The organism is Chlorobaculum sp. 24CR (genome assembly GCF_004118635.1).
In the GTDB taxonomy this organism is placed as follows: domain Bacteria; phylum Bacteroidota; class Chlorobiia; order Chlorobiales; family Chlorobiaceae; genus Chlorobaculum.
Map to the genome: position 1 here is coordinate 14084 of NZ_SDGU01000021.1, position 15463 is coordinate 29546.

General features: G+C 58.2%; 11 protein-coding genes. 2 read left to right on the forward strand and 9 right to left on the reverse strand.

Annotated elements, in window-relative coordinates:
* Positions 1-8: 8 nt before the first annotated feature.
* The 8 genes from EST62_RS04155 to EST62_RS04190 form a co-directional block, all read right to left on the reverse strand.
* On the reverse strand, positions 9-3092 hold the full coding sequence (locus tag EST62_RS04155) for a type I restriction endonuclease subunit R (protein ID WP_129050858.1): 3084 nt from the start codon (positions 3090-3092) through the stop codon (positions 9-11).
* Positions 3092-3601 carry a Fic family protein gene (locus EST62_RS13745; RefSeq protein ID WP_245153458.1) on the reverse strand — a complete coding sequence of 170 codons (510 nt, stop codon included), beginning with the start codon at positions 3599-3601 and terminating at the stop codon, positions 3092-3094. The genes EST62_RS04155 and EST62_RS13745 overlap by 1 nt, the downstream gene beginning before the upstream one ends.
* A gap of 73 nt (positions 3602-3674) precedes the next feature.
* Positions 3675-4991, reverse strand: coding sequence for a restriction endonuclease subunit S (locus EST62_RS04165; RefSeq protein WP_129050849.1), 1317 nt, complete (start codon positions 4989-4991; stop codon positions 3675-3677).
* On the reverse strand, positions 4988-6403 hold the full coding sequence (locus EST62_RS04170) for an ATP-binding protein (RefSeq protein ID WP_129050850.1): 1416 nt from the start codon (positions 6401-6403) through the stop codon (positions 4988-4990). The genes EST62_RS04165 and EST62_RS04170 overlap by 4 nt, the downstream gene beginning before the upstream one ends.
* The gene (locus tag EST62_RS04175) at positions 6393-7937 is read right to left on the reverse strand and encodes a class I SAM-dependent DNA methyltransferase (protein WP_129050851.1); all 1545 of its coding nucleotides are present in this window, start codon (positions 7935-7937) and stop codon (positions 6393-6395) included. The genes EST62_RS04170 and EST62_RS04175 overlap by 11 nt, the downstream gene beginning before the upstream one ends.
* 232 nt (positions 7938-8169) lie before the next feature.
* Positions 8170-11283, reverse strand: coding sequence for an efflux RND transporter permease subunit (locus EST62_RS04180; protein ID WP_129050852.1), 3114 nt, complete (start codon positions 11281-11283; stop codon positions 8170-8172).
* Complete coding sequence (locus EST62_RS04185) at positions 11280-12359, reverse strand: efflux RND transporter periplasmic adaptor subunit (protein ID WP_129050853.1); 1080 nt, start codon at positions 12357-12359, stop codon at positions 11280-11282. Before EST62_RS04185 ends, EST62_RS04180 begins: the two co-directional genes overlap by 4 nt.
* A 132-nt stretch (positions 12360-12491) precedes the next feature.
* Positions 12492-13220 carry a PhoU domain-containing protein gene (locus EST62_RS04190; RefSeq protein WP_129050854.1) on the reverse strand — a complete coding sequence of 243 codons (729 nt, stop codon included), beginning with the start codon at positions 13218-13220 and terminating at the stop codon, positions 12492-12494.
* 255 nt (positions 13221-13475) lie between these two features.
* Here EST62_RS04190 and EST62_RS04195 point away from each other — a divergent pair, with 255 nt between their 5' ends.
* On the forward strand, positions 13476-14636 hold the full coding sequence (locus EST62_RS04195) for a cation:proton antiporter (protein WP_129050855.1): 1161 nt from the start codon (positions 13476-13478) through the stop codon (positions 14634-14636).
* A 27-nt stretch (positions 14637-14663) separates the two neighbouring features.
* Here EST62_RS04195 and EST62_RS04200 read toward each other — a convergent pair whose 3' ends face one another.
* Positions 14664-15158, reverse strand: a complete 495-nt coding sequence (locus EST62_RS04200) for a DUF3124 domain-containing protein (RefSeq protein WP_129050856.1) — start codon at positions 15156-15158, stop codon at positions 14664-14666.
* 108 nt (positions 15159-15266) lie between these two features.
* On the opposite strand from EST62_RS04200, the gene EST62_RS13635 reads away from it, so the two are divergent.
* The coding region (locus EST62_RS13635) for a hypothetical protein (protein WP_371414673.1) at positions 15267-15463 on the forward strand (197 nt) is incomplete at its 3' end.

Consider the following 15463-nt stretch of genomic DNA (forward strand, 5'->3'; position numbering starts at 1 on the left):
GCGGTTACTCACGCCGCCCACGTCTGGCCCAGCATTTCGGCCTGCGCGAGCACGAGCTGGATCGCTTCGTCCTGTTTGGTTGGCGGATACTTGTATTTGCGCAGGATGCGCTTGACCAGTAGCCGGAGGCGGGCGCGGACGCTTTCGCGTTTTGACCAGTCAACGGTGAGGCTTTTGCGGAGGTTTTCGGCGAGTTCGTGGGCGATGGTCTTGAGGATTTCGTCGCCCATCTGGAGGAGGGCTTCTTCGCTATTGGCGAGGGCGTCGTAGAAGGCGAGTTCGTCGGGGTTGAGGCCGAGGTTTTCGCCTCTGTGGACGGCTTCCTGGAACTTCTTTGCCATGGCGACCAGCTCTTCGATAACCTGCGCGGTTTCGATGGCGCGGTTCTGGTAACGTTTGACGACACTGTCCAGCAGGTCGGAGAACTTCTTCTGCTGAACGATGTTCGATGAAAACCGGGAGCGAACTTCTCCGGCAAGCAGGCGTTCGAGCAGTTCGACAGCAAGGTTGCGTTCGGGCAGATTACGCACCTCTTCGAGAAAGGCGTCGTCGAGGATGCCGATGTTTGGCTTGTCGAGTCCGACGGCGTCGAAGACGTCGAGAACATCTTCGGAGACGAGCGCGTTGCCGATGATCTGGCGGATAGCCAGCTCCTTCTCTTCTTCCGTGCGTTTCTTTTCGGTTTTCTCCCTTTTAGTCAGCATGACTTTCACCGCCTGAAAGAAGGCGACCTCTTCGCGAACGGCTTTGGCTTCGTCGAGGGTGCAAGAGAGGCTGAAGGCTCTCGACATGGCGAGGGCCGTGTCGCTGAACCGTTTCTTTCCATCGTCGAGGCCGAGGATGTGGTTGGCCGCCTGGGCCATGAGCCGGTGGCCGCCGGTGAGAAAGCTGCCATAGTCGAAGCCGTGCAGCATCCCGCGCAGAATGTCGAGCTGTTCGAGCAGGAGGGCAAGTGCTTCGTTGGCATCGACGGTGGGTTTTCCCCGGCCTTTGCTCGATGTATAATCTTTGAGGGCTTTCTTGAGGTCGTTGGCGATGCCGATGTAATCGACGACGAGGCCGCCCTGCTTGTCGCGGAAGACCCGGTTAACGCGGGCGATGGCCTGCATGAGGTTGTGGCTTTTCATGGGCTTGTCAACGTACATGGTGTGAACGCTGGGCGCGTCGAAACCGGTGAGCCACATGTCGCGGACAATGACGAGGCGAAGCGGATCTTCGGGATCTTTGAAGCGCTTTTCGAGGCGCTTTTTGGTTTGGGCGGAGTAAATGTGCGGGCGAAGCAGTGGCTTGTCGCTGGCCGAGCCGGTCATGATGATCTTGATCGCCCCTTTTTCGGCGTCGTCGTTGTGCCATTCCGGCCGGAGCGCAACGATGGCGTCGTAGAGGTGAACGCAGATTTCGCGGCTCATGGCGACGATCATCCCTTTGCCGGCCACGGCGTTGCAGCGCTCCTCGAAGTGGGAAACGAGATCATCGGCCACCTGCCGGATGCGCGGTTCGGAGCCGACCACCTTTTCAAGCGCCGCCCAACGGCTCATCTGGCGATTGCGTTCGGCCTCCTCTTCGTCTTCGGTCAACTCCTCCACCTCCTCGTCGATCTCCGGCAACAGCTCCCGATCGAGACTGAGTTTGGCGAGGCGCGACTCGAAGAAGATCGGCACGGTCGCGCCGTCCTCTTTGGCTTGCTGGATGTCGTAGATGTGGATGTAGTCGCCGAAAACGGCGCGGGTGTCGCGGTCTTCGCTCGATACCGGCGTACCGGTGAAGGCCACGAAGGTGGCGTTCGGCAAGGCGTCGCGCAGGTGCTGGGCGTAGCCGGGCTGATAGCCTCTGGCGTCGCCCCGGAACTTCGCCTCGAAGCCGTACTGGGTGCGATGCGCTTCGTCGGCGATCACCACGATGTTGTGCCGAAGGGAGAGCATGGGGAACCGTGTCTCCTCATCGCCCGGCATGAACTTCTGGATGGTGGTGAAGATGATGCCGCCCGATGGCCGGTTGGCGAGTTTCGCGCGAAGGTCGTGGCGGCTTTCGGCCTGCGCGGGCTGTTCGCGCAGGAGATCCTGCGAGAGCGAAAAAACGCCGAAGAGCTGGCCGTCGAGGTCGTTGCGGTCGGTGATAACGACGATGGTCGGGTTCTGCATGGCGGTTTCGCGCATGACGCGGGCCGCGAAACAGACCATCGTGATGCTCTTGCCGGAACCCTGCGTATGCCACACCACGCCGCCTTTGTGGTCGCCCGTCGTCTGCGAGGCGGTGACGACGCGCTCGATGGCCGTGCGCACGGCGAAGTACTGGTGATACCCGGCGATCTTTTTGATGAGCTCGCCTTCGTCCTCGAAGAGGATGAAAAAGCGGAGATAGTCGCAGAGGCGCACCGGCTCGAAGATGCCGCGGATCATGGTTTCAAGCTCGTTGAACTGACCGAGCGGATCGAGCGTTTCGCCGTCGATGCTGCGCCACGCCATGAAGCGCTCGATGCTCGACGAAAGCGAGGCCATGCGGGCATCGCTACCGTCAGAAATGACGAGGATTTCGTTGTAGCGGAACAGGTCGGAAATCTGCTCTTTGTAGGTCTGGAGCTGATCGAAAGCCTTGCGGAGATCGGCGTTTTCGTCAGCCGGATTCTTCAGCTCGATGACCACCAGCGGCAGGCCGTTGACGAAGAGCACGATGTCCGGGCGGCGGTTGTGGCGCGGCCCCTGAACGGTAAACTGGTTGACGGCGAGCCAGTCGTTTTTTGACGGATTTCCGAAATCGACGAGCCGCGCGAGGTCGCCGCGCATTTCCCCCTCCTTTTGATACTCGACCGGAACGCCGTTGACGAGCAGGCGGTGAAACGTCTGGTTGGCCGAGAGCTGAACGGGATGGTCGAGCTTGAGCACCTGCTGCACGGCGTCTTCGCAAGCAGCAGCGGGAATCTGCGGATTGAGCCGGGCGATAGCCTCCCGCAAGCGCGAAGCGAGCACGACCTCGCGGTAGCTCGCGCGTTCCGGCGCGTCTCCGTCGGGCGCGATGTCGGGGCCGAAGCAGTGCTGGTATCCGGTTTCCGCGAGCCAGGCGATGGCTTCCCGTTCGAGTTGATCTTCGGTCATCATGGTTGTACCTCCCAATGGCCGCCTTTTGCCGGGCCGATGCGGCGTAAACGTCCATCTTGCTGCAACTTCTGGAGATTGCGTTCGATGGTTCGGTTCGAGATGCCGAGTGCGCTTGCCAGCTCCGCAATGGTCAACGATGGATTGCCTTGAAGTGCCATGATGATTTTCTCCGACGTTTTGCCCGACATTTTCTCCGACATTTTCTCCGACGTTTTTGAAAGCGCTTCGGTCAAAGCGTCATGCAGGGCGTGAAGCATGAACTCGATGAAGACGGTGGAGTCTCCGGCGTTGTCGGCTTGCGCCAGAACCTGATAGTAGTCTGCCTGGCGTGCTTTGATGACGGTTTCCACCGGCAGATAGACCAGCACCGGTTGCCAGTGGCTGAGAATCAACGTTTGCCATAACCGGCCCATGCGTCCGTTTCCGTCCGCGAACGGATGGATAAACTCGAACTCGTAGTGGAACACGCAACTGGCGATCAACGGGTGCACCGATGGACGCGCCACCGGGTGACCAGCTCGACGATCTCCGCCACATGCTGCACGATGAGCGGCGTCAGGGAGTATGGCGGTTCGTAACTCACAGCCCCGCCTCCCCGACCATCGCCTCAGCCTCCGGCAAACGAAGCTTCCCCGAAATCAGTCGCGGCAGAAGCGCGTCGCGGATCGAGACGAGGGTTTGAGATTTCTGTTCATTCTCGACTATACGATCAAAAACAGGTGTAATCAAATCCGTAAAACACTTGAGCAAAACATCGGGAGGTTTTATTGCTGATATTCCCCTGAAAGATTTCTTATTGATTTCCAAAAATGTTGAACCATTTGAGCGATTTTTGATCAACTCCATATGATTCTTGCACCAGAACAACATATACAAAGGTGAAAGAACACTATCCGGCAAAATCGCAATGTAGCCCTGATTAATACACAAAGGAATTCCGGCAATTGCCAGATAACCAATAGGAGCACGAGACGACAACAATAATGTGCCTTTTGGTAATAATCCTGAGCTTAATTTTTCAACGCCTTTTGCAGAGATCATGCGTTCTGTCTTCAATAAAACAGGCGAATCCTGAGCAGACAAATCCTTGGGCGTTGTCCATGCAAATTCAGCAGGCTGCCAATAAGAAATATCTTTTGTAGATGGTGTTCCTCCACCGACAGTGCAGACAAGTTCTCCCAAAGACAAAACCTCCCACCCCGCCGGAATCGGCCCAAGCTCGGAGTCCTGAAAAGCATCGGGGAAGAGTGCGGCGGTGGCGGCATCCATGCCTTGCGGCTCCTGCCCTTGCTGCCTGGCTTTGACGGGGTCGAAGTCGATGAACCACGACTTGAAAATCGCCTGCGCGATGGATTCAAGCGTGGCGTTGGTTTCGCGAAGCAGCGCGATGCGGTCGTCGAGGGCGGCAAGCAATGCTCCAATTGTTTTTCTTTCAATAATTGGAGGACATAAAAATCTGTATTCTCCTATAGTATCTCTCGATACACGCTGCCTTCCAGAAGTACCTTCCATTCGAGCAATTGCATAATCTCGAAATTCAGGACTTTTTGATAAGTAGTAGAGGAAATTTATATCGTCATTTGATCTTGGACCAAGTACAATAAATTCTGTTGAACCAAGACCACATTCGTTATTTTTAAGTGTTTGAACAAGTCCTGTTTTTCCATTTTCTAAGCATGGCGTAATTCTGGCAAGCAAAGTGTCGCCATTCTGAAATTTTGATCCTCCACCACTTTTATTCAGCCTCGTTCCAATATTAAATACTGGTATATCTCGATCATTCATAGGTAATGCAGACATTTCGATATAAGGAACTAAAGAATTCTTGATTATCGTTCGTCTTGGATTTATATCTGCAAAATCTTTTAACTTAATCGTATTCCACTCAGAACTCATATCCCAGCCCTCCCGGATGCTTCCGTATCAATAACTTGCCAGATTCCCGCCTTTTTTCCCCCAATTCGCCGCAAAATGCCTTGCTTCTGAAGCTTGTCAGTCAGGTAACGAACTCCTCGTTCGGTGAGTCCAAGCTGATCTGCCATCTCATTCTGTGTAATGTTCGGATTCTGACGTACCAAATGACACAACTCTTTTTCCCTTTCGGTCATTACGGTCTTATCGACAGTCTTATCGACAGTCTTATCGACAGTCTTATCGACAGTTTTTCCTGTAGTGTCAGCCTCAACCTGCGCAACATCCTCAGCATACGAGGGCCGTTCGAAACTGGCGATAAACAGGCCGGCGGTCTGGCTGAACTGTACCGTGGGAGCATTTTCAAGAATGAGCGGCATTCCGCGACCCCACCCTTCAACCATATGGATTCGGCGGAACAGCTCTGCAATCAGAGGATTTCGGCGGCGCGAGACGTTGCCCCTGCGCATCTCTTCTATCGACAGTCCGTCATAAAGTCCGCCGGGGTTGCGTATTTCAACGCGGTTTTTGAAAACGGCAATCTGGACGTAGTCGGGGTCGCGATAGTCGCGATGGCAGAAAGCGTTGATGATCGCTTCCCGCAATGCGGCCATTGAAATTTCCGGCACATCGACCCGGTAGAGTCCATCGAGACGCATTCCGATATGAATGTTCCTGAGAATGTATTTTTGCGCCTCCTCGATCAGTTCAAGAATATCGCCGTCAAAGTCGTGACGGTCAATGATGGTGGAGCTGCTGGTGGTTGCAAACACGGCACACCGAAGCTGAAGCGGGGGTTCAGCGGCAAAGAAAAGTTTTGCTGCATTCAGCAGCTTTCCGTTCCTGATGAGGCTCAGCTTGTCAAGAGCGTTTTCTGCATTATCCCAGCTCAGTTCTGCAAGTTCAACGAAGCGCCTGATTTTACCGGCATCGAGCTTCTCCATAGAGAGGGTTTCCGGCTCGCAGGGTTCGTTATCCCAACGCATGGCCTCTTTGTGCTTGTGCAGAATAATGTTTTCCAGTTCACGGGTGGTAAGCTGGCGATCCTCATCGGCAACCCGCATATAGGCGCGGCCCCAGGCGAAATATGGCATGTCCTTTCCGCTGAAGGCGATATGAAGACAGCTCTTGCCGTCAAGCATCGCAAGCTCGATCTGCGGGTAGATCCGGGGTTCAATATGCGCCCCGATACTCTGTGACAGATCACGGAGTGTTTTTTCACTGACATCGAGACCAACCACGCTTCCGTTTGGCGCTACACCAAACCAAAGTTCACCGGCACCATGCTTGTTGAGAATAGCAACCATTGAAATCACTCCCTGCTTCAGTTCGGCAAGGCTTTTTTTCAGTTCGACGCACTCGCTCTCTCGCAGTGGTGCAGACCGTTCAGAACTCATACCCCAGCCCTCCCAGCTTTTCGCGGATGAGTTCATCCAGTTCCGCGCCTCTCGACATCTGCTCGCCGAGGGTTTCGGTCAAACGCTGCATCTTTTCGGCGAAGGCTTCATCGTCCTCCTCGACGGCTTCGGCTCCGACGTAGCGGCCGGGGGTGAGCACGTGGCCGTGTTCGGCGATATTCTCCAGCGACACGGAGGCGCAGAAGCCGGGAACATCCTCGTACTGGCCATCGCCGCGCCAGGCGTGGACGGTGTCGGCGATCCTCGCTATCTCCTCGTCGGAAAACTCCTTCTGGACACGGGTTTTCATGTTGCCGAGCTTTCGGGCGTCGATGAAAAGCACTTCCCCCTTGCGAACGCGCTTCTCTTTGACGAGGAACCAGAGGCAGACCGGAATCTGGACATTATAGAAAAGCTGACCCGGCAAAGCGACCATCACCTCTACCTTGTCCGCCTCGATCATCGCGCGGCGGATGTCGCCCTCGGTGTTGGTTGTGGAGGACATGGAGCCGTTGGCCAGCACAATGCCAGCGCGTCCGGTTGGATTGAGGTGGTGCAAAATGTGCTGCAACCAGGCGAAGTTGGCGTTGCCTTTCGGCGGTGTGCCATAGAGCCAGCGGGGATCACCTTCGAGGCTGCCGTGCCACCAATCGGAGATGTTGAACGGCGGATTGGCAAGCACGAAATCGGCGCGAAGGTCGGGGTGCTGGTCGCGCACAAACGAATCGGCAGGCTCCTTGCCGAGAAAGTAGTCCAGCCCGCGAATGGCGAGGTTCATCGCCGCGAGCCGCCACGTCGTCGGGTTCGACTCCTGCCCGTAGATGGAGATGTCGCCCATGCTGCCGCCGTGCGCCTCGATGAACTTTTCGGACTGCACAAACATGCCGCTGGAGCCGCAGCAGGGGTCATAGACCTGCCCGTGGTGCGGCGCGAGCACCTCGACGAGCGTCCGGACGATGCTGGCCGGGGTGTAGAACTGCCCGCCCCGCTTGCCCTCGGCGCTGGCGAACATGCCGATGAAGTACTCATAAACCTGCCCAAGCAGGTCACGGGCGTTCTGGCCGGTGTCGCCAAAACCGATGGTCGAAATGAGATCGACCAGCTCGCCGAGCTTGCCGTCGGGCAGGTGAACTTTGGCGTAGCGTTTATCGAGAATGCCCTTGAGCTTCGGATTTTCGGTTTCGATCAGCACCAGCGCATCATCGATCCGCTTGCCGATATCGGGCTGCTTGGCGTAAGCCTGCAGATTTTCCCAGCGAGCGCCTTCGGGTACCCAGAAGACGTTGGATTCGGTGTAGTAGTCGCGGTCTTCAAGCTCTTCGGAAATCATAGCCAGAGTCGCGTCGTCGAGATAGAAATCATCCTCGGCATCGGAAAAACGCATCGCGAGTTGCTGCCGGTGCGAGCCGAAACTGTCGGAGATGTATTTGAGAAAAATCAGGCCAAGCACGATGTGCTTGTAATCGGCGGGATCCATGTTCGCCCGGAGCTTGTCAGCCGAAGCCCAGAGCGTTTTTTTGATGTCTTCTATCATTGAACAGCGAAATTGGAAACGGAACGGATAAGGGCGCTCGGCCCGAAAATCAGGCGTAAGTTAAAAGATAACAAAGAGTTCGCGATTTACGACAGGCGCAGGGGAAATCATCAACGCGAAAAGGGCGACCAGCCAGTCGCCCCTACAACTATCCATTATCCATTATCCATTATCCATTATCCATTATCCATTATCCATTATCCATTATCCATTATCCATTATCCATTATCCATTACCCCTTCCCCCGCTTCCCCTCAACCCAGCGCTTCACCCGGTCGAACCAGACATAGACCACGGGGATCACCAGCAGCGTGAGGAACATCGAGCTGGAGAGGCCGCCGACGAGGGCGAGGGCGAGGCCGGATTTCCATTCGGAGCCGGAGCTGGCGGAGAGGGCGATCGGCATGAGGCCGAAAATGAGCGTGAGCGTCGTCATGAGGATCGGGCGGAGCCGCTCGCGCCCGGCTTCGGTGATGGCGGCGGTGAGTTCCATGCCCTCCTCGCGGAACTTGTTGATGAAGTCAACCAGCAAAATCGCGTTCTTGCCGACCAGGCCGATGAGCATGATGATGCCGAGAATCGTGAAAATACTCAGCGATTTGCCAAACAGCGCCAGCGACCAGAGCGCGCCGATGATGGCCAGCGGAATCGAGAACATCACCACCATCGGCCATATCCACGAGTTGTAGAGCGCGACCATGATGAGATAGACGAAGATGATCGCCACCATGAAGGCGTAGAGCAGGTTGACGTTCGACTCGCCCTGCCGCTTGAGGTCGGCTTCGTAGGTATGCGTGACGCTCGCCGGCATCACGCCTGACCTCCGCATGTTGCCGATGATGCGCTCGATGTCGCCGCCAATATCGCCAACCGGGCGACCAACCACCTGCGCCTTGACCCACACCGCTTCGTTGCGGTTGTGGCGTTGCAGAAGGGCGTAGCCGCGCGACTGTTCGAGGCGCGAGAACTGACCGAGCCGCACCAGGCCGCCATCCTTCGCCCGGAACGAAAGATCGGGAATGCCACCGGTGGCGCGGCGGTAGGCTTCGTCGAAAATCAGGCGGATGTCGTACTCGTCGCCTTGCTCGCGGTACTTGTTGCTGTCGTCGCCCTCCCAGGCGATGCGCATGGCCGAACCCACGTCGGCGATGGAGAGGCCGAAGGCGGCCATCTGCTCGCGATCCACGACCACGTGCATTTCAGGCGTACCGGGCTGCGAACTCAGCCGCACGTCCGCCGTGCCGCGCACCGTCTTGAGGCTGTCGCGCAGGGCGGCGGCGGCGCGGGCGATCTCGTCGCGCTTCGGCCCGCTCAGAATCACCGTGACGGGCGTTTCGTTGGCCGTGCCGAAGATGCCGATGGGGTTGATGCTCGTCTTGAGGCCCGGAGTGCCGGTCAGCTCGCGCCGTATGAGCTGCATCATGCTGTCGGTCGAGCGCTTGCGCTTCTCCTTGGGAATCAGGCGAACGTTGAGTTCGGCCACGTGGTCGGAGCTTTGGCCGAGAAATCCCTCGTTCGAGGCGCCGACGACCGCGAGCACCTTTTCGACTTCGGGATAGGCCTGAATCTGGCGCTCGACAGTGCGGATGAAACGGTCGGTCTGTCGGAGGCTCGTGCCGGGTTCGAGTTCGAGCATCACCGAAAAGTCGCCACGGTCGGAGACCTCGATGAACTCGCCGCCGATCTTTCCGGCGATGACGAGCGCGAACGACGAGAAGAACAGAAGCGTCGCCGTCAGAATCACCTTGCCGGAGTGCTTCAGCCCCCAGCCGAGCAGCGCAATGTACCAGTCGCGCCCGCGCTCGTACCAGCGTTCGATGGCGGTGGCGACACGCCCGCCGAAGGTTTCGGCGGAGAGGCGCTCGACTTTGGAGAAGCGCGAGGCGAGCAGCGGCGTCACCGTGAAGGAGACGAACAGACTCAGCATGGTTGAGATGACCATGACGACGGAGAACTCCCGCAGGATGTCACCAACGAGGCCGCTGAGCAGCGAGAGCGGCAGGAAGACCACTACGTCAACCAGCGTGATCGCCACCGCCGTAAAGCCAATCTCGTTCCGTCCGACGAGCGCCGCCTCGCGAGGCGCTTCGCCCCGTTCGAGGTGGCGGTAGATGTTTTCGAGCACCACAATGGAGTCGTCCACCAGCACGCCGATGACGAGCGACAGGGCGAGCAGCGTCATGAGATTGAGCGAGAAGCCGAAGAGATACATGCCGATGAAGGTGGTCACCAGCGAGGTGGGAATCGAGACCATCACGATGAGCGAGTTGCGCAGGCTGTGCAGAAAAAGCAGCATCACGAGCGCCACGAGCACGATGGCCAGAAACAGGTCGTGCTGCACCGCCTCGACGGCGTCGCGGGTGAAGGTCGAGGCGTCCTGCGCAATGTCGAATTTCAGCCCCCGGTCGCGGTACTGCGCTTCGAGCGTCCGGAGCTTTTCGCGCACGAGGCGGCACACCTCGACGGTGTTGGCGTCGTTCTGCTTGACCACCACGATGCCGACGGCGTTCTTGCCATCGATCCTCGTCATGGTTCCGATCTCCTGAAAGGTATCCTGCACCTCGGCCACGTCGCGCAGCCGGACGGCGCCCTCCGCTCCGGCGTCGCGCACCACGAGGCTCTTCAGCTCATCGAGGCTCGTGAACTTGCCCGACAGACGCACCACGAACTTGCGGTCGGGCGCTTCGACCGTGCCGGTCGGAAAGTCGATGTTGGCCTTGCCAACCGCTTCGAGCAGGTCGCCCGCAGTCAAGCCGAAGCTTTCGAGACGACCCGGATCGATGTTCACCCTGATCTCGCGCTCGCGCCCGCCAAGAATGCCCACCTGCCCCACGCCGCTGATGTTCGAGAGCGCGGGCTTGATCTCGTCCTTGAGGAGCTGGTAGAATTCGGTGTCGGAGAGCTTCGAGGTCGCGCCGAGGCGCAGCACTGGCAGCTCGTCGATGGCGAAGCGGGAGACGACCGGCGTCTCGATGCCGTCGGGCAGTTCGCCACGCGCTTCGTTCACCTTGCGCTGCACATCCTGCAAGGCGAGGTCGATGTCGGCATCGCTGGCAAACTCGATCGTCACCAGCGACACCCCTTCGCGAGAGGAGGAGTTGATGGCCGAAATTTTCTCGATGGCCGAAACCGCCTCTTCGACCGGCTTGGTGACGGAGGTCTCGATTTCGTCCGGCGACGCTCCCGAATAGAGCGTCGTGATGGTCACGTATGGCGTACTCATGCGCGGCAGCAGCTCGTACTGGAGCTGCCGGTAGCTGAAAAAGCCGAGGATGAAAAGCACCGAAAAGATGACGGCAACCAGCGTCGGACGCTCGATGGCGATCCCCGTAATCGTCCGTTTCACCGCCCGGCCTCCCCTTGCGAGACCGTCACCGGCGAGCCGTCGTCGAGGTCGCTCTGGCCGCTGACGACCACCCGGTCACCGGCGGCAAGCCCCTGCAACACCTCGATGCGAGTGCCGTATTCGCCTCCGGCGACGATTTTTTTCAGCCGCGCCCTGCCGCCGCTGACGACGAACACTTCGGGTGCGGCGATGCTGCCCGCGAGCGCCCGGCGGGGAATCAGCAGCGCCTGGCGGGAGGAGCGCCCGACAAAGGCCGCACGGGCGAACATCCCGGCGCGAAACGGCGTCTCTTTCGGATTGTCCATAACCGACTCGACCCGGTAGGTGTGGTCGCGCGACGACTTCGCGCTGACGGAGAGCACCTTCGCCAGAAATTCCTTGCCCGGCCAGACGTCGGTCGTCACCTGCACCGCCATCCCCTCGGCGATGAGCGAGACCTGTTTTTCAGGAATCGACGAGACGATTTTGAGCTTCGAGAGATCGACCATGTTGGCCACCTTCATGCCCGGCTGAACGAGGTCGCCCACCTCGACGAGCCGCGAGGTGACGACGCCCGCGAAGGGCGCCTTGACGGCGGTGTCCTCCACGCGGCGGCGAGCGGAGACAAGGTCGGCCTCGGCATCTTCGAGCTTGAGCCGCATCGCCTCGGCGCTCGACGCCGCCACGGCCCCCTCTTTCTGAAGCCTGTCGTAGCGCTCGAAATCGCGCCGCGCCAGCTCGCGGTTCACGCGGGCCTTGCGCAAGGCGGAGGCCGCCACCTCGGCATCGACCTTGAGGAGCGGCTGGCCCGCCGCCATCTTCTGGCCGACCTCGGAGGAGAGCGAGCGGACAATGCCGGAGGTCTCGGCGTGAAGATCGACATCGCGCCACGCCTCGACGAGCGCGACAAGGGAGAGGCTGTCGCGCACCGAAGCCACGGCGGCAGGCTCGACGCTCACGGCGATGGCCGTCGTCGCCGATGGCTGGCTCTCGCAGGCGGGCGTTGCCGGTTCGGGCTTTCTCTGCAAAGCGAGGAACGCCACGGCGGCAACCGCCACGAGCAGCGCCACAGCTATGATCCGGTTACGGTGTTTCATGGAAAAAAGATGGAAAAAATGGACGTTGTGGACGCTTGCCGCGACGCACTCTTCCTGCAATGATAGGAAGTTTGGACGAAAAAAAAGAAGGCGGGACTCGCCCGCCTTCTGAAAATTTTCTGTGCCGTGAGATCAGCAGAAGTGCCGGGCGATCACGCAGGAGAGTTCGGCGGTGGCGTGTACGTGCTCGACGACGGAGAGAATGCCGGTGAAGTTGGTGATATTCGAGTCGTTGACCTCGGCCTTGAGCTTCCTGACCGCCGCCTGGTACAAATCTTCGATCTCCTTCATCATGTCGAGCGTCTCCGAGGCGTGTTTCGAGTTGCCGCTGACGAACGCCTCGACCGCCTTCTTGATCATCTCGGCGGTGATGTCGCCCATCGGCTTCAGGCCATACTCGTCCTTGTGCAGCTCCTTGACGTTGGCGAGCTGGATGTATTCGGTCTTGTCGGCGATGTTGAGGCAGAACTGCGCGATCTTCTCAAGCTCCTTGAGAATCATGCCCGCATTGGCCACGATTTTCTGATCGGCCTCGCCAAGCTGCTGAAAGTTCAGGTAGGCAAGGGTCATGTACTCGACCTCGAACTTGCCTTTCTGGATGTAGCGCTCGTCGAACTCGAAAGCCGAGGCGGCCAGCGCTTTATCCTTCTTGGTCGAAGCGCGGACGACCAGCATCAGGTTGTTCTCGACGTTCGAGGAGAGCTTGGTGAGCTTCTGCTTGAGGGTTTCGAGCTGCTCGTGCACCGGCCCCGCAGGTTTGGTGGCAAGATTGAATTTCGAGGGGTCTATCTGGATGGTGAACGCTTTTGGAACAGCGACGGATTTTGATGAATCTGAGGATTTCTTGCCAAACAGTGCCATGGTGGTGATGCTCGTTGCAGAAATTGATGAGATTTTCGTCCCCTTCCATTGATTGTATTATACGGAGACGGTTCAAACAGGCCCCAATTTAACTTACCGGAAGGGTTAAGACAAGCAGGAGACAGAAAAAACCCGCGCGACAAAAGCTGTTCGGGCAGGATATGTTTCAGCAGGAGCGTTCGTTCGTTGAAATAATAGGTCGGAACTTGCTACCTTTTTCATGAAGATCGAAACCGGAATCTGAAGCCGACCACCATGCAGGATTTCATCTACTTCGACATAGGCATCATCATCATGGCTTCGGCCCTCTTGGCGTGGCTCTCGCTTCTGTTGCGCCAGCCGATCATCATCGCCTACATTCTCGCAGGAATCGCGCTCGGCCCCTGGGGACTCAGGCTCGTTTCCAACATCGACTTCATCGACGAAGTGTCGAAAATCGGCATCACGCTGCTCCTGTTCATCGCCGGACTTTCGCTGCATCCGGGCAAAATTGTGGAGACTTTCGGGCGCACCTTTACGATGACGGTCGCCACGAGCCTCATCTTCGCGCTCGTTTCGGGCGGCATCCTGCTGGCGATCGGCCTTACGCCCACCGAGGCGGTCATCGGCGGAGGCGCGATGATGTTCTCCAGCACGATCCTGGTCGTCAAGCTCATGCCGACCAGTACGCTGCACCAGCAGCACATGGGCGCGCTCGGCATCGCAGTGCTGATTATTCAGGATCTCATGGCGATCCTGCTCATCGCGTTCATCAAGGGAAAGGCGGAACTCTCCCTGGTCGCCGGTTCGCTGGGAATTCTCAAGGGGGTCTTGCTCGTCGTCGTGGCGCTCGTCGCGCAACGCGCACTGCTCAGCCGTGTCATCAAACAGGTTGAGCGCTACCGGGAGTTGCTGACTCTGCTGGTGCTCGGCTGGTGCTTCGGCATCGCCCTCACGGCGGAGGCGATGGGCCTGAGCCACGAAACCGGCGCGTTCATCGCGGGTGTCTCGCTGGCCGACCACCTCATCGCGCGAGTGATCGCCGAGGAGCTGAAGATGTTCCGTGACTTTTTCCTCGTTCTCTTCTTCTTCGCCCTTGGCGCGCAGCTCGATTTTTCGCTCATGACAAGCATCGCCCTGCCGGCGCTCCTGCTTTCGGCGCTTTTGCTCTTCATCAAGCCGCTGGTTTTCCGCCGGGCGCTGAAGCTGACGGGCGAAACACCGAAATTCAGCAAGGAGCTGAGCGTCAGGCTCGGCCAGAACAGCGAGTTCGCCTTCGTCATCGCCGTCATCGCAGCCGAACAGGGGCTGTTGAGCAACACCGCGTCGCAACTCCTGCACCTGGTGACCATTCTGACAATGGCGGTTTCGTCGTATATCCTTGTCTCGTACTACCCGTCGCCGCTGGCGTCGAAACCCTCGCTGAAAATCGATTGATCCCGATTGACCGCCAATGACGGGGATTCACGGTTGCGTTTCGCGCACCACCTGCCCGCGCGAGGTGAAGGAGATGCCCTGCTGCATTCCCGTGCCGATCATCACGCTTTCGACGACGGGCGGCGCGACCTTTTTGGACGACCTCCATGCGACGAGAAAACTCGCCCCGACGCCGCCCGTTTTGTCGGACTCATCGATCACATAGACGAGCGTCGAAACGGGGCGGAGGACAAGAGGCGTTTTCATCATGGCGCGGATAAAGCGCCCCGAAGCGTCGTAATAGTCAACCCGCGTAACGGTGATCGGCGTTTCGGGATCGGAGTTCCGGATCGCCAGCGAGGTGGTCAGGTCAAAGGTTTTCAGCCGGTTGCCGACAAAGATGTGCGAGTACGACGGCACATACACCGTCTGCCCCGTCGAGAAGAGCAACGGCTCGGCAACGGCTGCCGTCAACGGCGCGACGAGCAGCGCAAGGGCGACAAGAGCGGATGTGAAAAGCGGGAACTGGCGGACAAGTTTCATGGCGGTTGCGGCTAAGGTGACAAGGTTGCTCATTCAGCGACGGCTGTCAGTTCAAGGTAGCATTTCCGGCTGAGAGTGCGCAAATAGGGTGGGGGGAAATCAGGGAATATGGTGAATGCCGAAACCACCGAAGCGATCAAATCCGCGCGACGCAGCAAGCTTGAAACAGCAAACTCTGTAAAAAATCTGATCAACGATTTGAATGCGGACCGCTTTATGTCAACAGAGATGTCGCTTTTTTTTGAAAAAAATTGTTCACTTTTCGTCCGGGTTCAGAACCACCTCCCGGTTCATTTCCCATGCTT